Consider the following 16,971-nt stretch of genomic DNA (forward strand, 5'->3'; position numbering starts at 1 on the left):
TCGGGGCAATCAGACTCTCACTCGGCATGGATCGAGCAATCGGGGTCAGGCCACGAGCTCTATGGCATCGGACCCTCAAGCGCTGCGCGATTGTTGGGCGACGTCGGTGACATCTCCCGCTTCGCCGACAAGGGCCGCTTCGCCTCCTGGAACGGAACCGCCCCACTGGACGCTTCCTCCGGTGATCAGAACCGGCATCGGCTCTCGCGAGCAGGGAACCGACGCATTAACCGGGTGCTGCACATCATGGCCCTCACCGAGCTGCGTCAGGGCGGTGAGGGCGCCGTTACTACGACCGCAAAACGGCCGCCGGCAAGACCAACATGGAAGCGATGCGCTGCCTGAAACGCCGACTCTCCGACATCGTCTACGCCCGCATGAACAACGACGCCCGGCGCCTGGCCGGCGCTGCTGGGGCGGGCCCGGGAGGACAACCGGGGGCGACACTTCAATCCAGCGCGGCCGACTCACACCCCGACATCGACACTTCGGATCAGTCTCTTCCCGGACCCACCACCAGCAAGCCTAGAACCCGGCTCGCGCCGACTGGTTGACACAGAGGGGTGCCATGAGCGGACGGTGCCGCTTCGTAGCCAAAGCCGGTGAGCGCGCTGCGATGGGTAGACCGCCCTCATGCACACGCTGGAAGCGCTCGGCGCTGGCATGGTGGGCGCCGGGTTTGCGGGAGCGGCGATAACCGGCTTCGTGCAGTACCTCGCTACCCACGGGGTACCACCCACTCCAAACCCGGCACCTCCCGGAAGCGCGCGGGACACGCCCGAACGTCGAGCGTTCTTCGATCGCTACAACGCTCGATACGTAGCCGTCGTGCGCGTCGCCTGCCGGACGCTGCTGGCGGCGGGCATCGTGGGCATCGTGCTGCTTATCATCGGAGCTGTTGAATAGAAAACAAAGACCGGCTGACCGTCAGTCACCGCCTGCGCCCGGTTCGCGTCTTTTCCGCAAAGTGGCTCCGATTGAGCCGAGAACCACCGACGTGAGCGCGCAAACAACCGCGAAACCGAGGATGCCGAAGTACCAGTGTGAGGTAACGAGGTAGAGCACGAGCCCGATGACGATGCCTGGGCCCCAGGCCATGCCGAAGCCCAAAGCAACGCGACCGGCGGGACTTCTTCTAGCCCAATAGCTCTCGGCCATCTGTCCACCTTCCACGCGGAGTCGCCTCGAGAGTCCGGCGGACTGCGCGGCGGCAAATCCGGTAAAGCCGCAACGCGGATGCCTCACTCTATCGGGCTTCGAGCTTTGGTGTGCCGCACTGCCGCTGCCCTCTAGGGCCGAGGTTGTCGCGGTTCGCGAACACCCCCGTCCTCTTCGGGGGCTGGCGGCTCATGAGGCCAGCGACCCCCGGCTTGATGTCACGAGCCATGTCGCGTAGAGAATTGGCACGAGCCACCGACTCGGGCGAGCCCTCATCGTCAGGCATGCCGCCAGTATTCACTGCCTCCTCACGATGGCACACAACCACGGACATCGCGCACTGTGCGGCATGAGAGCGCGGTAGCGCTCTAAGCTCCCCAGCCATGAAGCTCGACGATGGGACTGGCAATCCGCACCTCGATGCCGACACCGACGAGGCCCCGAATTACGTCGTCAGCTTCTGGACGCCAGATGGAACCGGATGGGCGCAGGCCTGGGAGATTGTGTACGAGGCTGACGCAGACGAAGTACTTCGCTGGGCAGAAGAACAGGCGGGAGGCCGCCACTACTCCGTGTGGACCCGCACCCTGGTCGCGGAACAAGACGGCACCCTGACTGCGACGGGAGCGCGACTCGTCGGCACGGACCCGCCAACTGGCGATCGCGAGCCAACCTGGGCCCGGCGCCCATAGGCGATCGGCGTGCTACCCGAAAGCACGGTGCGCACAACGCCGCAGCAAAGCGCGGTAGAACTCAACGCGGCATGAGCGCGCGGTGATCTAGTGCGGGTGCTGATCGAGCCACGTCTCGGGCCTCAGAGCGACGGGAGCAGGTTTGGAGACCGCCTCGATGACGGGTTTCCAGACCTTGTCTGGTACATCTTCGGCATACCAGCCAAATCTGAGCAGGCTGGCGTGCTCTCGAATGGCTGTCACATCGTCGCTCGTAAGGTTGACCATCCGAGACAACTGCAGTTCGTGGAGGTCAGGAGCCTCCAGGATCGGCGCAATCGAAGCTAGCCCCTTCATTGAGCCCAGTTCGACGCGGTGCAGGAACGGCAGTCCGGCTGTTGAGGGGAGGTTCTGCACCCTCGGCAAGCCGTACAGACTCAGCAGCTCCAGGGTCGAAAGTTGTGCCACAGCACCCAGGTCGCTCATGCCGCGAACCTGGTTAACGACCAGCACCCGCAGGGCGGGACAGCGCGCAACCTGGCTGATGCTGGTGCCAGACCCGCCACGAATGTCCAGGAATTCGAGACATGGCAGTCGCCACAAGAGGTCGGTTGGATGCTTCACCGACCAGAGCGTCAGCCGCTTCACGGGCATCAGCCAGTCGGCGTCTGACTCGATCAGCGTGGCGTGGTCAATTGAGATGTCATCGTCGGACCGCCATCTCGCAACCTCGGCCGCAACCCGTGACTGAGACATGCGGAGGATCTTCGCAGACGGGTTCTCGGGTTCAGACGATCGGGAATCGAGATCGTCCGGAACTACCGGCTCTCGGCAATTGAGCGCGTTTGATCTTGCTGATGGTCCCCATGAGCGTTGTTGCGCCCCAACCGCCAACAGCTGCCGTCGACGACCAATCGTCGTTGTTGCGCCGGCTGGGGCGGCACCCCATCCTGAGGTGATGAGGCGCTAGGAGCGTCCGCATTTCGGGGGGCATGATGGCTAGCATCGCGAGGCGGCCTGATGGCCGGTGGAGAGCTCGTCACCGGGATCCGTCCGGCCGAGAGCTGTCCCGACACTTCGCGCGCAAGATCGACGCGCAGCATTGGTTGAACTCCCTCACCACGGAGATCGCGAACGGCAGCTATGTGGACCGGTCCCTGTCGCGGATCACTGTTGGCGAGTGGTCGAGCAAGTGGCTCGAGACCAAGACGAACCTCAAAGCGACCACCAGGCGCGACTACGAAAGCCTGCTGAAGGCGCACATCGAGCCACGATGGGGAAGCCTGGCGCTGGCCGAGGTCGGCCATGAGGACGTCGTCTCTTGGCTCGCGGATCTGTCGGCGCGCGGTTTGTCCGCCTCCCGCGTGCGTGCCGCGCACGTCGCCCTGTCGCAGATGATGAAGCTCGCCGTGCGGTCGGGCCGTCTGGCTCGCAACCCTGCGGAGTACGCCGTGCTCCCACGGGTGCATCGGGCGAGCAAGCGGTACCTCACCCTCGAAGAGGTCGATGCTCTTGCGGAGGCCGCAGGCGAGTACCGCGCCGCGATCTACTTCCTGGCCTATACCGGAGTGAGGTACGGCGAAATGGCCGGCCTTCGGGTCGGCCGCTTGGACCTGCTGCGCCGCCGGGCCACGATCGACGAGGCAGTCGCCGAGGTGGCCGGGCGCATCGTGCGCAGCACGCCGAAGACGCATCAGGCGCGCAGCGTGCCGATCCCGCGTTTTTTGGTCGACGAGCTCGCGCGACTGGTGGCCGGTAAGGCTCCCAGCGAGCAGGTGTTCGCCCGCCCCGACGCGTCGGTGCTCAAGCTGAGCTGGTTTCGGCGCAACGCCTTCGACCCTGCAGTGACCGCCGCCGGACTGGACGGGCTCACGCCGCACGGCCTTCGCCACACCGCGGCGTCGCTGGCCATCGCGTCCGGCGCCGACGTGAAAGTCGTGCAAACGATGCTCGGGCACGCGAGCGCCACGATGACTCTCGACCTGTACGGCCACCTCTACGCCGACCGGCTCGACGAGATTTCGGACCGGATGGACGCCGCTCGTTCGAAATCCCGCGCGAACTCCGCGAAAAATTCTGCGGACTTTTTGCGGACTAGAACCAACTTGTTCGAAATGCGGCCACACGGGGAGCCACTCGCAGGCCGGTGATTCCGGGCCTTTCAGGAGAGCGGGCGACGGGAATCGAACCCGCACAATCAGTTTGGAAGACTGAGACTCTGCCATTGAGCTACGCCCGCGGACGGCGGCTCGCGCCGCCGGCCACACGATACCGGGCCGCTGGCAGGATGCGGAGCGTGAACCCGTCACGCCTCACCGGCCCGCCGATGCGCCTGCGGCTCGGCGCCACGACGCTGCCCATGGTCGGCCACGTGCGGATGTACGTCTGCGGCATCACCCCCTATGACGTCACCCATCTCGGCCACGCTGCCACCTACATCTGGGCCGACGCCGCCGAGCGGGTGTTGCGCTGGCATGGCCACGCCGTCACGGTCGCCCGCAACGTCACCGACGTCGACGACGTGTTGTTTGCCGAGGCGCGCCGCCGCGGCGAGTCGCACACCATGCTCGCCACCCTGCAGCGCGCGGCGTTCGAGGGCACGATGGCCACGCTCCAGGTCCGCCCGCCGGACTTCGCGCCGAGCGCCGCGCAGCACATCGGGCACGTCATCCAGCTCGCCGCCGCGCTGCTCGACCAGGACGCCGCCTACGAGCGCAACGGCGCCGTGTACGCCCGGACAGCTCACGCCGCAGGCCAGTTCGGCGTCGGCCGTGGCGACGCGCTGACGCTCGCGGCCGAATACCACGACGACCCGGACGACCCGGACAAGGACGACCCGCTCGACGTGATCGTCTGGAAGGCCTGCCGTCCCGACGACGAGGTGTCGTGGCCGAGCCCCTGGGGCGACGGCCGACCGGGCTGGCACGCGGAGTGCGCGGCGATGGTGCTGGCGCTGTTCGGCCCGAGCGTCGACATCCACTGCGGCGGCGGCGACCTCGCGTTCCCGCACCACGCCAGCGAGGCTGCGCTCGCCGAAGCCGCCACCGGCGTCACGCCTTTCGCCCGCTCGTGGATGCGGGCCGGCGTGGTGACCATCGACGGCGTGAAGATGTCCAAGTCGCGCGGCGACCTGGTGCTCGTCGAGGATCTGCTGCGCGAGCACTCCCCCGGCGCCGTCCGGCTGCTGTGCCTGAACCGGCCTTGGGCGGCGGACTGGGCGTACGAACCCAGCGCGCTCGACGAGGCCGAGGCCACCCTCGAGCAGCTCTACGCGGCGGCAGCCCGTCCTGGCATGGCCCCCGGCGCAGCGGCGGTGCCCGGCGCGCTGCTCGACGACCTCGACGTGCCGCGCGCGGTTGCGATGGCCCTGGAAGACGGCGGGCAGGCCGCGCGCACGCTGATCGAGCTGCTCGCGCTCAGCTGACCGCCGCGCCGCCGGCCTTCGGCCGGGCAGTCGTCGCGATGCGCTTCAGCCGGTCGGCGACGATCCGCCGCACTGCCGGGTCGGTGCCCATGCCGGTGTGGCTCGAGCGCACCTCGATCAGCTCGGCCGCCGGGTCGAGGCAGGTGTGCCAGTCGATGATCGCGTCCGACGTGGAGTAGACGGAGGTGTAGTCGACGTCGGCCGGCCAGGGCGCCAGCAACTCGGCGACCGTCCGCGCCGCGCACTCGCCGGTGACGCAAGCCGCGCTGATCACGCTCGCGAACCGGCCGCCCCGGTCGTGCAGCCGGAACAACCCCTCGAGCTGGCGGCGGACGTGCGGCGCCACGCCGAGAGTTCCAGTGACCGGCCCGCTCAGCACGACGATGCCGGCGACGAGGTCCGGTCGTCTTGCCGCGGCGAGCTTGACGACCATGCCGCCGCGGCTATGCCCAACCAGGGCGATCCGGCGGTCTTCGGCCTCGACGACCCCCTCGACGCGACGCAGCAGCCGCTCGACCATGTCGTCGGTGCAGCCGAGGTTGGCGCCGATCTCGCTGCGGAAGGTGCGATGTCCGCTTCTGCGCAGGCCGCGGGCGAGCACCGTCAACGACACGTCGCCGGAGATGAAGCCGGGCACCAAGATCGCCGACGTGTTGCCGGGCGCCCGCGCCGGTTGCTGCACCGGCCGGCCGAGCAGCTTGACCAGCTGGCCGTAGGCGCGCAGCTCCGCCTGCTGAGCCGCCTTGGCGGCGACGACGTCCGGGGCCCACTCGACCCGGCCCGGCGCCGCGGTCATGACCGTTCTCGCATACCTCCATTGTGCGCGGACGCGGGGCGCCTTCCCACCTGCCGTGGTCGAAATTGAAGATCGACTTCAGCCATCCCGCGTGGGCAGGCGGGCGCCGGGCAGGATGGCGGCATGACCGGGTTAACCGTCGCCGCCCTCCGCTGCGCGCCTCGGGCCGTGGGCGGCCCGGCGATGCTCGCGGCGAGCCGCCGCTCATGACCGAGCAGCCCTCGCCTCGTCGGCGGCGTCGGGCCCAGCGCGGGCAGGGGGCGCCGGCCGCGGCGGCGGCGGCGCTGCCGGACCCGGACCGGGACCCGGCACCGGCACCTGCACCGGCACCGGCACCTGCACCGGCACCGGCACCGGCGACCCCCGTCTCGGCGGAGCAACCACGCAAGCGGCGCGGTCCGCGGGACGGCGGCGAACGAGGCATGCGCGATCTGGTCGGCGCCGGGCCGTCGCAACTCGGCGTGAGCGGCGCGCTGCGGGCCCGCGACGTCAACCGCCCGACCGACGACGATCTCGCGGAGGCCGAGCGCACGGTGCACGTCGTGCACCGCAACTGGAAGCCCACCGCAGGCAGCTAAACGCCCCGTCCGCGCCCGCACCTCTCGCTTGTCCTGGTTTCGTGCCGTCCAATTTCGCGCCGAAAAGGAACCACACGGAACCAGGAGAAGCGAAACTGCGGCGGGCGGGGCGTCAGCTCGTCTCGTGACCCGCGATCTCGCCGGTCCGCTCGTACTCGTCGAGCATGTCGATGCGCCGGGCGTGCCGTGGCTCCTGCGAGAACGGCGTGGCCAGGAAGATCTCGACGAACCGCGCCGCGTCGTCCTCGGGGTGGTTGCGCGCGCCGATGCTGATGACGTTGGCGTCGTTGTGCTGACGGGCGAGCCGAGCGGTCTCGTCGTTCCAGACGAGCGCGGCCCGCACGCCGCGCACCTTGTTCGCGGCGATCTGCTCGCCGTTGCCGGACCCGCCGATGACAACGCAGAGGCTGCCGGGATCGGCGATCGCCCGCGCGGCCGCGGTGATGCACGGCGGCGGATAGTCGTCTTGCGGGTCGAAGGTGTGGGCGCCGCAATCGATCGGCTCGTGGCCGAGGTGGCGCACCTGCTCCACGAGCCGCGCCTTCAACTCGAAGCCGGCGTGGTCGCTGCCCAGGTAGACGCGCATCCTCCGATCATTGCAGTTGCGGCCGGCGCGGCAGTGCGGCCGGCGCGGCAGTGCGGTCGGCGCGGCAGTGCGGTCGGCGCGGCAGGACGCGGTGATGGACGATAGAGGCGTGACCGCGCTCGAGCGTCCCGGGGCGGGCGCCCTGCTGACCCAATGGACGGTGCAGCCGGTCGCGCTCGTCGTCGCCGCCGCGCTGGTGTTCGCGTATACGCGCAACCTGCGGCGGCTGGCCGGGCCGTGGCCGAGGCGCCGCACAATCGTCTTCGGCGTCGGTGTCGCGGCGCTGGTCTGGGCGAGCTGCGGCTTCCTGCAGGTCTATTCGCGCTCGCTGTATTGGGTGTGGACGACGCAGACCCTGGCGATCTGGCTGGCGGTGCCGATCCTCGTGCTCGCCGGTCATCCCGTGCAGCTGGCGCGCGCGGCCGGCACGCGGCCGAAGCCGGGCATGCAGCCAAAGCCCGGCATGCAGCCAAAGCCCGGCGTGCTCGAGCAATTCCTCGCCTCGCGGTTCGCGCGGGTGACGGCGAGCCCGCTGATCGGCCCGGCGCTCGTGCCGGTGTTGAGCGCGGCGCTGTTCTTCGGCCCGCTGCCGGCCTTCGCGATCCGCGCCGCGCCGATCGGCTGGGCGCTGCAGCTCGCGCTGCTGGTGATCGGCTCGCTGATGGTGTTGCCGCTGGTGGGACTCGACCGGGAGACCAGCTCGCTGGCGGTCGGCCTGTCGCTCGCGATCGGCTCCTTCGAGCTGGTGCTCGACGCGCTGCCCGGCGTCGTCCTGCGCCTGCACGCCAGCCTGGCCACGTCGTGGTTCGACCACCGCGTGCCGCAGGCGTGGAGCCCGCGCCCGCTGCACGACCAACAGACGGCGGGCGCGATCCTCTGGTGCCTGGCCGAGGTGATCGACCTGCCATTCCTGGTGTTGGTGTTCCGCCGGTGGTTGCGCGCCGACGCCCGCGACGCCGCGCAGGTGGACGCCGTGCTCGAGGCCGAACGCGTGTCGCGACGCGCGATCGAGCCGGCACAGCTAGCGCAGCCAGCGCAGCCGCTGGTCGACCGGGACGAACCGTGGTGGCTCAGCGATCCGGCGATGCGCCAACGGCTGCGCCGGGGTCCGGACTGAACACCCACGCCCCGCCGGCGTCGCGGCGCAGCGGATGCACGGCGACGGCGGCGTCGACCGGGATCGGCCCGTACGCGTGCGGATACTCGACGCCCTCGCCGTAGCTGTCCTCGACGCGAATGTCGACGCCGATGCGCGCGCCGTCGAGCTCGACCACCGCGAGCTCGACGGCATCGCCGTAGAGCGCGTTGGCCGGGCCAGGAACCTGGTCGGCGAAGGACAGGTGCGTGAAGCCCTGCTCGCGCAGCGACGGCGGCCGGTAGTCGCCGGACGACGGCCACTCGCCGGGCCGCACGATGTGGAACAGCGGCGCCACCGGCGTCAGGCGCGGCCGCTTCGCGGCGACGCCGTCGCCGGAGGACCTGCCGCGCAGCCGCCGGCCGACCCATGGCAGCAACGTCGTGCCGACCCACTGCGCCTCAGCAGCGGCCGTCCTGACCCAGCCGGCCGGCGGCTGCCACGGCAGCGACTCGTCCCAGCCCCCGCGGTCCGGCAGGCCAAGGGTGTCGGCGAACGCCGCGGCGATCAGCCGGTGGCCGAGCGGGTTGGCGTGGATCCGGTCGGGGCTCCACAGCCGCAAGTCCGCGCCGACGCCGCGTTCGGCGAAGTCGACGAGCAGCGCGCCGTGTCGCCCGGCCGCCGCGCGGATGCCGGCGTTCAACGCCTCGACGCGCGGCCCGAGACGGCGCAACACGGGTGCGATGGCGGCGATGTCCGGGAACGTGTTCGTCATCGCGACCGCGCCGGCCGCCTGGACGGCGGACAGCATGGCCTCAAGATGTCTCACCACGGTGTCGAGATCGAATCCTGGCCGCAGCACGTCGTTCAGTCCGCCCATCACGGTGACCAGGTCGGGCCGCATCGCCAGCGCGGGCGCCAGCTGCTCGTCGTGGATCTGGCCGAGCAGCCGGCCGCGGATGGCGAGGTTCGCGTACTGCAGGTGCGGGTCGGCGTCGGCGAGGTGCACGGCGAAGCGGTCGGCCCACCCGCGAAATCCGCCGCGCCCGTCCGGGTCGAGCAGGCCCTCGGTCTGGCTGTCGCCGATCGCGACGTAGCGGGACGCGCTCACCGGCGCGTCATTCCCGCGGCGACTCTCACAACGACTCGTACAGGGCGCGGACGAGGCGGTGCGCGCGACGATCGCCGAGGGCGGGACGGGCCACGTTGGGAAGGTAGCCGAACGCCACCTGCCGCTCGAGGTCGCCCAGCCCGAGGGCGCCGCTCGCCCCCGGGTGCCCAAAGGCGGTCGGCCGGGCGAGCGAGGGCAGGAAGAGGCTCGCCGACGGCAGCATGAACCCGAGCCCGAACGCGCTTTCCAGCACCAGCGTGCGGTCCGGCCCGCGGACCCGCTCGCGCACGGCGTCGCGGATCGTGGCGGGCGCGAGGATCCGGCCGGCCGTCAGCCGCGCGTAGAAGTCCGCGAGGGCTCGCGCGGTCACGACCAGGTTGGCTGCCGGCCACTGCGCGGTGAGCAGCGCCGGGCTGTTGAACGACGCCGCCGGATTGCCGGTGCTGCGCGAGAACGGCGAGGACGGGTCGCGAGTGGCCGCGACGAGCCGGCCGGCGTCGGCCTTCGGCGCCGGCAGCTCGTCGACGACGCTGGGTCGCCCGGCGGCGATCCGGGCCGGGCCGTCCGAGCCGTCCAACGCATCCGCCGCGACCCCGATGTGCAGGTCGGCGCCGAGCTCTGCGTGCACGAACTCGCGGACGCTGACGCCGGACGCGCGCCGGATCAGCTCGCCGACCAGCCAGCCGAAGGTCGTCGCGTGATAGCCATGGGCCGAGCCGGGCGGCCACTGCGGCGCCTGCCTGGCGAGCTCGGCCGCGAGCGCGTCGAAATCCGCGGCCTGCGCGGCATCGATCGGCCGTTCGAAGAACGGCAGCCCGGCTTGATGCGTCAGCAGGTGGACGCCGGTGACGCCGTCCTTGCCTGCGGCCGCGAACTCCGGCCACCACGTGGCGACCGCGTTGGCGAGCGAAACCGCGCCGCGCTCGGCAAGCAGCAGGGCGGCCGCAGCCGTCACGGCCTTGGTGGCGGAGAAGGCGACGCACGCCGTGTCTCGCTGCCACGCGCGGCCGGAGCGGCCGTCCGCCACGCCGCCCCACAAGTCGACGACGGTCCGACCGGCCACCTGCGCGGCGACCGCGCCGCCCAGCTCGCCGTCGTCATCGTCGTGGGCGAGGATGGCATCGAACAGCTCGCGCACGCCGGCGAACGCGGGGTCGCAGAAGCCCTCTGCTCTTCGCCGCTGGTCCATCAGCCGATGCCCAGGTGACGCGCCATCATTCGGATCTGCAGCTCGAAGAAGTCGTCGCAGGCGTCGATCGCGTGAGGCCATCGGCCGAACAGCTCGAAGCTGATCGTCCCGTGCAGCTGCGCCCACACGCTCAGCAACCGAGCCAGCAGCGTGGCCGGGATGTCGTCGCCGGACAGCCGGCGGATCGACTCCAGATCGGCGCGCACCAACCTGGGCAGCCGGTCCGACGGGGGCGTGACGACGCCGCGGTCGACCGCGTCCGCGAGGACTCCCAGCGCCACGAGCACCGGCCGCTGGGCCGGCGCGACGGTGTCCTGCGGTGCGGCGTAACCGGGCGCCGGGCTGCCGTAGAGCAGCGCGTACTCATGCGGGTGCTCGAGCGCCCACTGCCTGGTGGCGCGGCAGATCGCCGCCCAGCGGCCGGCGATGTCGCGCGGCGGCAGCGCCGCCTGCGCCTCGTCCACCGCGAGGCCCAGCTCGTTGTAGGCGTCGAGAATCAGCGCGGTCAGCAGGTCGTCCCGGCTGGCGAAGTATCGGTAGACGGCGGAGGACACGACGCCGAGGTCACGGGCGACCGCGCGCAGCGAGAGGTTCGGCCCGTCGCCTGCCAAGTGCTCCCGTGCCGTGGCCTTGATCTGCTCGGTCATCTGCTCGCGAGCCTGGGCACGGGCCGTCGGTGCGGTCACGGCGACGACTCTCGCACACTCAGGGGAGAAACCGAGAGCACCGCTCTGGACAACCTCTGCGCTGATAGTCGTAGCCTGGCGGCGGAACCCGCACGGAACCAACAGGCCGGCACGGCGCGAATACATCAGCACAACGACTCGCGGACGCGTCGACGTCCGACGCCAGTGAGGTGCCAGTGCCGTCTGAAGTCCCAGTGCCGTCTGAAGTCCCAGTGCCGTCTGAAGTGCCAGTGGTGTCCGACGTGCCAGCGGGCCGGCCCCGGGTGTGGCCGCATTTCTCCAGCCCGCTCAGGTCGACCGCGCTCACGGCCCGGCTCGGCCGGGTGGTCGGCATCTGCTTCAGCATCTGCTTCGTGACCGGCATGCTGAGCCACTACCAGTACCACCCGTGGTCGTGGCTGCCAGAGCCGTCCGCGCCGCTCTGGGGCTACCGCATCACCCAGGGCCTGCACGTGGCGACCGGCACGATCTTGATCCCGCTGCTGCTGGTCAAGCTCTGGTCGGTCTACCCGAACCTGTTCCGCTGGCCGCCCGCGAAATCGGCCAAGCACGCGATCGAGCGGCTGTCCGTCGCCGTGCTGGTCGCCTCGGCGCTGGTCGAACTCACGACCGGCTTCTTCAACGCGCTCAACTGGTACCCGTGGCCGTGGAGCTTCGTGCCGGTGCACCGCTTCCTGGCCTACGTCGTGGTCGGCTCGATCCTGCTGCACATCGCGGTGAAGCTGCCGGACATCAAATACGGCCTGAAGGCCAAGGTCGCCGACGGCGACGTCCTCACCGAGGTGCCGTGGGAGGACAACCCGCATTCCTCCAGCAACAACGACGAGAAGCCGCCGCCGCCCCCGACCCCCGAGGGCATCTCCCGGCGCGGCGTCCTCACGGCGACCGGCATCGGCGTCGGGGTCATCGTGCTGACCAGCGTCGGCCAGACCGTCACCCCGTTGGAGCCGATCGGGCTGCTCGCGATCCGCCAGTCCAAGAAGGGCCCGGCCCACGTGCCGGTCAACCGGACGGCCGACCAGGCCGGCGTCCGGAAACTGGCCGTCGCGCCGGACTGGCAGCTGCGGGTGCGCGGCCCGCAGCCGTTCGCCCTCACCCTCGCCGACATCGAGCAGCTCACCGCGCACGAGGCGAGCTTCCCGATCACCTGCGTCGAGGGGTGGAGCGTCGGCGCCGAGTGGCGCGGCATGAAGCTCATCGACATCGTCCGGCGCGCCGGCGGCGACGTCGACTCGCACATCCGGCTCGTCTCGCTGGAGCCGCACGGGTCGTTCAACCAGTCGGTGATCTTCGGCCCGCAGCTGAGCGAGGCGCTGCTCGCCACCCACCTCAACGGAACGCGGATCGACATCGACCACGGCTACCCGCTGCGGCTCATCGCCCCGAACCGCGCCGGCGTGCTGAACACCAAGTGGCTCAAGACGGTCGAGGTCCTCTGATGCGCCTGCGGCTCGCGCTCGGCTCGGCCGGCGTCCTGCTGGCGCTGTTCGGCGTCTTCCGGCTGCTGACCCAAGTGCCGCTCTCCGACGTGCTGGTGCTGGGCTTGTGGCTCGTCGCCGCGGTCGCGATACACGACGGCGTGCTGTCGCCGATCGTCGTCGGCGTCGGCGTGCTTGTGGCGAAATTCGTGCCGCCCCGGGCCCGCCGCTACGTGCAGGGTGCGCTCATCAGCGGCGCGCTGGTCACCGCCATCGCGCTGCCGATGATCCACCGCGCGTACAGCCAGCCGAAGGTCAAGGCGATCCTCCAGCAGGACTTCGCGGCGAACCTGCTGATCATCCTGGCCGTCATCGCCGTCGCGTCGGTGCTGCTCTACGCGGTCAGCGTCGCCCGCGGGCGGCGCTGACCGCGACCGTCAGTCGAAGCGCGGCGACTCGGTGCGGGTGCGCTTGAGCTCGAAGAAGTAGGGGTACTCGGCGACCAGCCGGGCGCCGTCCCACAGCTTCACCGCGTCCTCGCCGCGCGGGATGCGGGTGAGGACGGGGCCGAAGAACGCGACTCCGTCGATGTGGATGGTCGGCGTGCCGACCTCCATGCCAACGGGGTCCATGCCCGCGTGGTGCGACTTCTCCAGCGCGTCGTCGTACTCCGTCGACTCCGCGGCGTCGGCGAGCTCGACCGGCAGGTTCGCCTCCTTGAGCGCCTCGACGATCAGCTCGCGGTCGAACTCGCGCTCGTCGTTGTGCCGGCGGGTGCCGAGCGCGGTGTACAGATCGCGCAGCACCGCGTTGCCGTGCTGCTGCTCGGCCGCGATGCACACGCGCACCGGACCCCAGGCCCGCTTCATCATCTCGCGGTACTCGTCGGGGAGGTCTTTGTCCTTGTTCAGCAGCGCGAGCGACATGACGCGGAAGCTCAGCTCGATGTCGCGCTGCTGCTCGACCTCGAGGATCCACCGCGAGGTCACCCAGGCGAACGGGCAGAGCGGGTCGAAGTAGAAGTCGACGACAGGGTTGCCCGGCGAGGTCGAAGAAGTAGTCATGTCAACCTTTCTACTCCGATCTACTCCGCACTACTCCCCCGCGCTGTCAGGAGGCGAGCGCCTTCAACGCCTCGTCGGCGTGCAGATCCATGTTGACCTCGCTGTGGATCACCTTCACGACCGTCCGGTCGGCGCCGATCACGAACGTCCAGCGCTTGACCGGCGCGCCGAGCCGCTGGCCGATCTTGCCCCGGGCGACGCCGAAGATCTCGGCGACCTTGCCGTCTTCGTCGGCCAGCAGCGGGTAGTCGAAGGAGTGCAGGTCGGCGAACTGCTTCTGCTTGTCGACCGAGTCGCGGCTGATCCCGACCCGCTGGACGCCCGCCGCCTGGTAGTCGGCGGCGACGTCGCGAAAGTGGCACGCCTCCTTCGTGCAGCCGCTCGTCATCGCGGCCGGATAGAAGAACAGCACCACTGGGCCGTCGGCGAGCAGACCGGACAGCGACCGGACTTCGCCGTTCTGGTCGGGCAGCTGGAAGTCGGGAACCTCGTCACCTTCGCGCATGCGTTCACAGTAACCGCGGGCCGCGCCGGTCGCCGAGGGCGTGAAAGACTCGGTGCGTGGCCGTGCCGAACCTGACTCGCGACGATGCCCGATTGCGAGCCGACCTGCTGCGGGTCGACAGCTATGACATCGCGTTGGACCTCACCGACGGCGGCGGGAAGCCGTCGGAGCTGACGTTCCGCTCGACGACGACCGTCGAGTTCGCCGCCCGCGAAGGGGCTGAGACGTTCATCGACGTCGTCGCCGACAGCTTTCACGCGGTGACGCTGAACGGCGCGGACGTCGACGTCAGCGGCTACCGGCCGGAAGACGGCATCACGCTGTCCGGGCTCGCCGAGCAGAACACGCTGGTCGTGGACGCCCAGCTGCTCTACACGAACACCGGGGAGGGCCTGCACCGCTTCGTCGACCCGCTCGACGGCGAAACCTATCTCTACTCGCAGTTCGAGACGGCGGACGCGAAGCGGATGTACGCCTGCTTCGACCAGCCGGACCTCAAGGCCGCGTTCACCGTGCGGGTGATCGCGCCGGAGCACTGGGAGGTGTGCAGCAACGGCCGGCTCGAAACCGTCGAGCCGCTGGCCGCGGGCAAGCTGCTGCGCTTCGCGACGACGCCGCGGATCAGCCCGTACATCACCGCGTTGATCGCCGGGCCCTACCACGTCGTCTCCGAGACCCACGACGGCATCGACCTCGGGCTCTGGTGCCGCAAGACGCTCGCCGAGCACCTCGACGCCGACGCGCTGTTCGAGGTCACCAAGCAGGGTTTCGACTACTACAACGCCAACTTCGGCGTCCGGTACGCCTTCGACAAGTACGACCAGCTGTTCGTGCCGGAGTTCAACGCCGGCGCGATGGAGAACGCCGGCGCGGTGACGTTCCGTGAGGACTACGTGTTCCGCAGCAAGGTCACCGACGCCCGCTACGAACGGCGGGCCGAGACGATCCTGCACGAGATGGCGCACATGTGGTTCGGCGACCTGGTCACCATGCGGTGGTGGGACGACCTGTGGCTGAACGAGTCCTTCGCGACGTACGCCTCCGTCCTCTGCCAGACGAGCGCGACGCGGTGGCGCGACGCGTGGTCGACGTTTGCGAACGTCGAGAAGACCTGGGCCTACCGGCAGGACCAGCTGCCTTCCACGCACCCGATCGCCACCGACGCGCCGGACGTGCAGACCGCCGAGGTGAACTTCGACGGCATCACCTATGCCAAGGGCGCGAGCGTGCTCAAGCAGCTCGGCGCCTACGTCGGCGTCGACGCGTTTCTCGCCGGGCTGCGGGAGTACTTCGCCGAGCACGCCTACGGCAACACGACGCTCGCCGATCTGCTGCGGGCGTTGGAGAACGCGTCCGGCCGCGACCTCGGCGACTGGTCGAAGCTGTGGCTGGAGACCAGCGGCATCAGCACGTTGCGGGCGAGCTTCGAGGTCGACGCGGACGGCGTGTTCACCTCCTTCGGCATCGTGCAGAGCACGCCGACCGACGTGGCGACCTCGAACACGCCTCGCCCGCACCGGCTGGCCGTCGGGCTGTACGAGGAGCGCGACGGACGGCTCGAGCGCATCCGGCGGGTGGAACTCGACGTGACCGGCGAGCACACGGCCGTGCCCGAGCTGGTCGGCGCCCACCGGCCCGCGCTGTTGTTGATCAACGACGACGACCTGACGTACTGCAAGCAGCGACTCGACGACGGCAGCCTGGAGACGTTGCGCACCGGCGGCATCGCCAAGCTGGAGTCGCCGCTGGCCCGGGCGCTGTGCTGGTCGGCCGCGTGGGACATGACCCGCGACGGCGAGCTCGCCACGCGCGACTATCTGGCGCTCGTCGTGGCCGGCGCGCCGCACGAGGCGGACATCGGCGTCATGCAGTCGCTCACCCGGCAGGCGGCGCGGGCGCTGGAGATCTACGCGGACCCGGACTGGGCGCCGCAGGGATACGCCGCCCTGGCCGACGCCGCGAGCGCCGCGCTGCAGGCAGCCGCGCCCGGTTCGGACCACCAGCTGGCCTGGGCCCACACCGTGCTGGCCGCTGCGCGCACGCCGGCGCAGGTCGAGTTCGTGCGCGGTCTGCTCGACGGCAGCACCGCGCCGGCCGGCCTTGCCGTCGACACGGACCTGCGCTGGTCGATCGTCGCCACGCTGTCCGCGCTCGGCGCGATCGGCCTCGACGAGATCGCGGCGGAGTTGGCCCGCGACCCGTCCGCCGCCGGGCAGCGGCACGCCGCGACCGCGCGGGCGTTGCAGCCGACGGTCGAGGCCAAGGCCGAGGCGTGGCGGCTTGCCGTCGACGACGAGACGCTGCCGAACGCGATGCAGGAGGCGGTGATCGCCGGCTTCGCCCACCCGACGCAGGGCGAGTTGATCGCGCCGTACCTCGAGCGGTACTTCGCGGACATCCGAGGCGTGTGGGAGCGCCGGACCAGCGAGCTCGCCCAGAACGTCGTGGTTGGGCTGTTCCCGACCTGGACGTCGACGATCGCGCCGTCCTCGCTGGACGCCGCCGACGCGTTTCTCGCAGGCGAGGAACTGCCGACCGCGCTGCGCCGGCTGATCGTCGAGGGCCGGGCGGACGTGCAGCGCGCCTTGACCGCCCGCGCCGCCGACAGCGCCGCCGGGTAAGCGCCGCCGGGTAGCGCCGTCGGGGAGCCGCCGAGTAGGCGGCGGGCAGGGCACTGTGGACCAGCGCGTCGGGACTTCCCGTTCTTGCG

Annotated in this window: 19 protein-coding genes and 1 tRNA gene; 10 read left to right on the forward strand and 10 right to left on the reverse strand. The window is 70.3% G+C overall.

Going from position 1 to position 16,971, the window contains the following annotated elements:
• Window positions 1-93 precede the first annotated feature (93 nt).
• Both ACFFBG_RS11465 and ACFFBG_RS11470 read left to right on the forward strand, forming a co-directional pair.
• On the forward strand, window positions 94-345 hold the full coding sequence (locus ACFFBG_RS11465; protein ID WP_375479225.1) for a transposase: 252 nt from the start codon (window positions 94-96) through the stop codon (window positions 343-345).
• Window positions 346-633: 288 nt separating this feature from the next.
• The gene (locus tag ACFFBG_RS11470) at window positions 634-906 is read left to right on the forward strand and encodes a hypothetical protein (protein WP_375478749.1); all 273 of its coding nucleotides are present in this window, start codon (window positions 634-636) and stop codon (window positions 904-906) included.
• A gap of 21 nt (window positions 907-927) precedes the next feature.
• Here the strand turns inward: ACFFBG_RS11470 and ACFFBG_RS11475 are convergent, their stop codons facing one another.
• Window positions 928-1,158, reverse strand: a complete 231-nt coding sequence (locus tag ACFFBG_RS11475) for a hypothetical protein (protein WP_375478751.1) — start codon at window positions 1,156-1,158, stop codon at window positions 928-930.
• A gap of 383 nt (window positions 1,159-1,541) precedes the next feature.
• On the opposite strand from ACFFBG_RS11475, the gene ACFFBG_RS11480 reads away from it, so the two are divergent.
• Window positions 1,542-1,850 (forward strand): hypothetical protein, encoded by a 309-nt coding sequence (locus ACFFBG_RS11480; RefSeq protein ID WP_375478752.1) that lies wholly within the window; start codon window positions 1,542-1,544, stop codon window positions 1,848-1,850.
• An 87-nt stretch (window positions 1,851-1,937) separates the two neighbouring features.
• Here the strand turns inward: ACFFBG_RS11480 and ACFFBG_RS11485 are convergent, their stop codons facing one another.
• On the reverse strand, window positions 1,938-2,585 hold the full coding sequence (locus ACFFBG_RS11485; protein WP_375478754.1) for a hypothetical protein: 648 nt from the start codon (window positions 2,583-2,585) through the stop codon (window positions 1,938-1,940).
• A gap of 350 nt (window positions 2,586-2,935) precedes the next feature.
• Between ACFFBG_RS11485 and ACFFBG_RS11490 the strand changes: the two genes are divergently transcribed.
• A complete protein-coding gene (locus ACFFBG_RS11490; protein WP_375478756.1) occupies window positions 2,936-3,979 on the forward strand; it encodes a tyrosine-type recombinase/integrase in 1,044 nt (347 codons plus the stop codon).
• An 18-nt stretch (window positions 3,980-3,997) separates the two neighbouring features.
• Here the strand turns inward: ACFFBG_RS11490 and ACFFBG_RS11495 are convergent.
• Window positions 3,998-4,068, reverse strand: a tRNA-Gly gene (locus ACFFBG_RS11495).
• A gap of 48 nt (window positions 4,069-4,116) precedes the next feature.
• Between ACFFBG_RS11495 and ACFFBG_RS11500 the strand changes: the two genes are divergently transcribed.
• Window positions 4,117-5,253 carry a cysteine--tRNA ligase gene (locus ACFFBG_RS11500; protein WP_375478757.1) on the forward strand — a complete coding sequence of 379 codons (1,137 nt, stop codon included), beginning with the start codon at window positions 4,117-4,119 and terminating at the stop codon, window positions 5,251-5,253.
• Here ACFFBG_RS11500 and ACFFBG_RS11505 read toward each other — a convergent pair.
• Complete coding sequence (locus ACFFBG_RS11505; protein WP_375478759.1) at window positions 5,246-6,049, reverse strand: esterase/lipase family protein; 804 nt, start codon at window positions 6,047-6,049, stop codon at window positions 5,246-5,248. The two genes, ACFFBG_RS11500 and ACFFBG_RS11505, sit on opposite strands and share 8 nt — an antisense overlap.
• 422 nt (window positions 6,050-6,471) lie before the next feature.
• On the opposite strand from ACFFBG_RS11505, the gene ACFFBG_RS11510 reads away from it, so the two are divergent.
• Complete coding sequence (locus ACFFBG_RS11510) at window positions 6,472-6,627, forward strand: hypothetical protein (RefSeq protein WP_375478761.1); 156 nt, start codon at window positions 6,472-6,474, stop codon at window positions 6,625-6,627.
• Window positions 6,628-6,739: 112 nt separating this feature from the next.
• On the opposite strand, the gene ACFFBG_RS11515 is transcribed toward ACFFBG_RS11510, so the two are convergent.
• Window positions 6,740-7,213, reverse strand: coding sequence for a ribose-5-phosphate isomerase (locus ACFFBG_RS11515; RefSeq protein ID WP_375478763.1), 474 nt, complete (start codon window positions 7,211-7,213; stop codon window positions 6,740-6,742).
• A 109-nt stretch (window positions 7,214-7,322) separates the two neighbouring features.
• Here ACFFBG_RS11515 and ACFFBG_RS11520 point away from each other — a divergent pair, with 109 nt between their 5' ends.
• Window positions 7,323-8,330, forward strand: a complete 1,008-nt coding sequence (locus ACFFBG_RS11520; protein WP_375478765.1) for a cytochrome c oxidase assembly protein — start codon at window positions 7,323-7,325, stop codon at window positions 8,328-8,330.
• On the opposite strand, the gene ACFFBG_RS11525 is transcribed toward ACFFBG_RS11520, so the two are convergent.
• Genes ACFFBG_RS11525 through ACFFBG_RS11535 form a run of 3 tightly spaced genes read right to left on the reverse strand, consistent with a single transcriptional unit; the run spans window position 8,284 to window position 11,274 of the window.
• Window positions 8,284-9,399: a DUF952 domain-containing protein gene (locus ACFFBG_RS11525; RefSeq protein ID WP_375478767.1), complete on the reverse strand. Its 1,116-nt coding sequence runs from the start codon at window positions 9,397-9,399 to the stop codon at window positions 8,284-8,286. The genes ACFFBG_RS11520 and ACFFBG_RS11525 overlap by 47 nt on opposite strands.
• 25 nt (window positions 9,400-9,424) lie before the next feature.
• Window positions 9,425-10,588, reverse strand: coding sequence for a serine hydrolase domain-containing protein (locus ACFFBG_RS11530; protein ID WP_375478769.1), 1,164 nt, complete (start codon window positions 10,586-10,588; stop codon window positions 9,425-9,427).
• Window positions 10,588-11,274, reverse strand: a complete 687-nt coding sequence (locus ACFFBG_RS11535) for a TetR/AcrR family transcriptional regulator (protein ID WP_375478771.1) — start codon at window positions 11,272-11,274, stop codon at window positions 10,588-10,590. Before ACFFBG_RS11535 ends, ACFFBG_RS11530 begins: the two co-directional genes overlap by 1 nt.
• Window positions 11,275-11,507: 233 nt before the next feature.
• Here ACFFBG_RS11535 and ACFFBG_RS11540 point away from each other — a divergent pair, with 233 nt between their 5' ends.
• The gene (locus ACFFBG_RS11540; protein ID WP_375478773.1) at window positions 11,508-12,713 is read left to right on the forward strand and encodes a molybdopterin-dependent oxidoreductase; all 1,206 of its coding nucleotides are present in this window, start codon (window positions 11,508-11,510) and stop codon (window positions 12,711-12,713) included.
• Entirely contained in the window at window positions 12,713-13,120 is a 408-nt protein-coding gene (locus tag ACFFBG_RS11545; protein WP_375478775.1) for a hypothetical protein, read from the forward strand. Before ACFFBG_RS11540 ends, ACFFBG_RS11545 begins: the two co-directional genes overlap by 1 nt.
• Before the next feature lie 9 nt (window positions 13,121-13,129).
• Here ACFFBG_RS11545 and ACFFBG_RS11550 read toward each other — a convergent pair whose 3' ends face one another.
• Together ACFFBG_RS11550 and ACFFBG_RS11555 are read right to left on the reverse strand one after the other, a co-directional pair.
• On the reverse strand, window positions 13,130-13,756 hold the full coding sequence (locus ACFFBG_RS11550) for a DsbA family protein (protein WP_375478777.1): 627 nt from the start codon (window positions 13,754-13,756) through the stop codon (window positions 13,130-13,132).
• Between the two features lie 46 nt (window positions 13,757-13,802).
• A complete protein-coding gene (locus tag ACFFBG_RS11555; protein WP_375478779.1) occupies window positions 13,803-14,261 on the reverse strand; it encodes a peroxiredoxin in 459 nt (152 codons plus the stop codon).
• 56 nt (window positions 14,262-14,317) lie between these two features.
• On the opposite strand from ACFFBG_RS11555, the gene pepN reads away from it, so the two are divergent.
• On the forward strand, window positions 14,318-16,882 hold the full coding sequence (pepN, locus tag ACFFBG_RS11560) for an aminopeptidase N (protein ID WP_375478781.1): 2,565 nt from the start codon (window positions 14,318-14,320) through the stop codon (window positions 16,880-16,882).
• Window positions 16,883-16,971: the final 89 nt, after the last annotated feature.

This window comes from uncultured Jatrophihabitans sp., from assembly GCF_964251945.1.
Taxonomy (GTDB): domain Bacteria; phylum Actinomycetota; class Actinomycetes; order Mycobacteriales; family Jatrophihabitantaceae; genus Jatrophihabitans.

Coding starts and splice junctions, on each gene's coding strand:
- ACFFBG_RS11530 (WP_375478769.1), bottom strand. CDS start 10,588: ATGGACCAGCGGCGAAGAGCAGAGGGCTTCTGCGACCCCGCGTTCGCC.
- ACFFBG_RS11505 (WP_375478759.1), bottom strand. CDS start 6,049: ATGACCGCGGCGCCGGGCCGGGTCGAGTGGGCCCCGGACGTCGTCGCC.
- ACFFBG_RS11515 (WP_375478763.1), bottom strand. CDS start 7,213: ATGCGCGTCTACCTGGGCAGCGACCACGCCGGCTTCGAGTTGAAGGCG.
- ACFFBG_RS11545 (WP_375478775.1), top strand. CDS start 12,713: ATGCGCCTGCGGCTCGCGCTCGGCTCGGCCGGCGTCCTGCTGGCGCTG.
- ACFFBG_RS11555 (WP_375478779.1), bottom strand. CDS start 14,261: ATGCGCGAAGGTGACGAGGTTCCCGACTTCCAGCTGCCCGACCAGAAC.
- ACFFBG_RS11550 (WP_375478777.1), bottom strand. CDS start 13,756: ATGACTACTTCTTCGACCTCGCCGGGCAACCCTGTCGTCGACTTCTAC.
- ACFFBG_RS11485 (WP_375478754.1), bottom strand. CDS start 2,585: ATGTCTCAGTCACGGGTTGCGGCCGAGGTTGCGAGATGGCGGTCCGAC.
- ACFFBG_RS11470 (WP_375478749.1), top strand. CDS start 634: ATGCACACGCTGGAAGCGCTCGGCGCTGGCATGGTGGGCGCCGGGTTT.
- ACFFBG_RS11480 (WP_375478752.1), top strand. CDS start 1,542: ATGAAGCTCGACGATGGGACTGGCAATCCGCACCTCGATGCCGACACC.
- ACFFBG_RS11500 (WP_375478757.1), top strand. CDS start 4,117: ATGCGGAGCGTGAACCCGTCACGCCTCACCGGCCCGCCGATGCGCCTG.
- ACFFBG_RS11475 (WP_375478751.1), bottom strand. CDS start 1,158: ATGGCCGAGAGCTATTGGGCTAGAAGAAGTCCCGCCGGTCGCGTTGCT.
- ACFFBG_RS11510 (WP_375478761.1), top strand. CDS start 6,472: ATGCGCGATCTGGTCGGCGCCGGGCCGTCGCAACTCGGCGTGAGCGGC.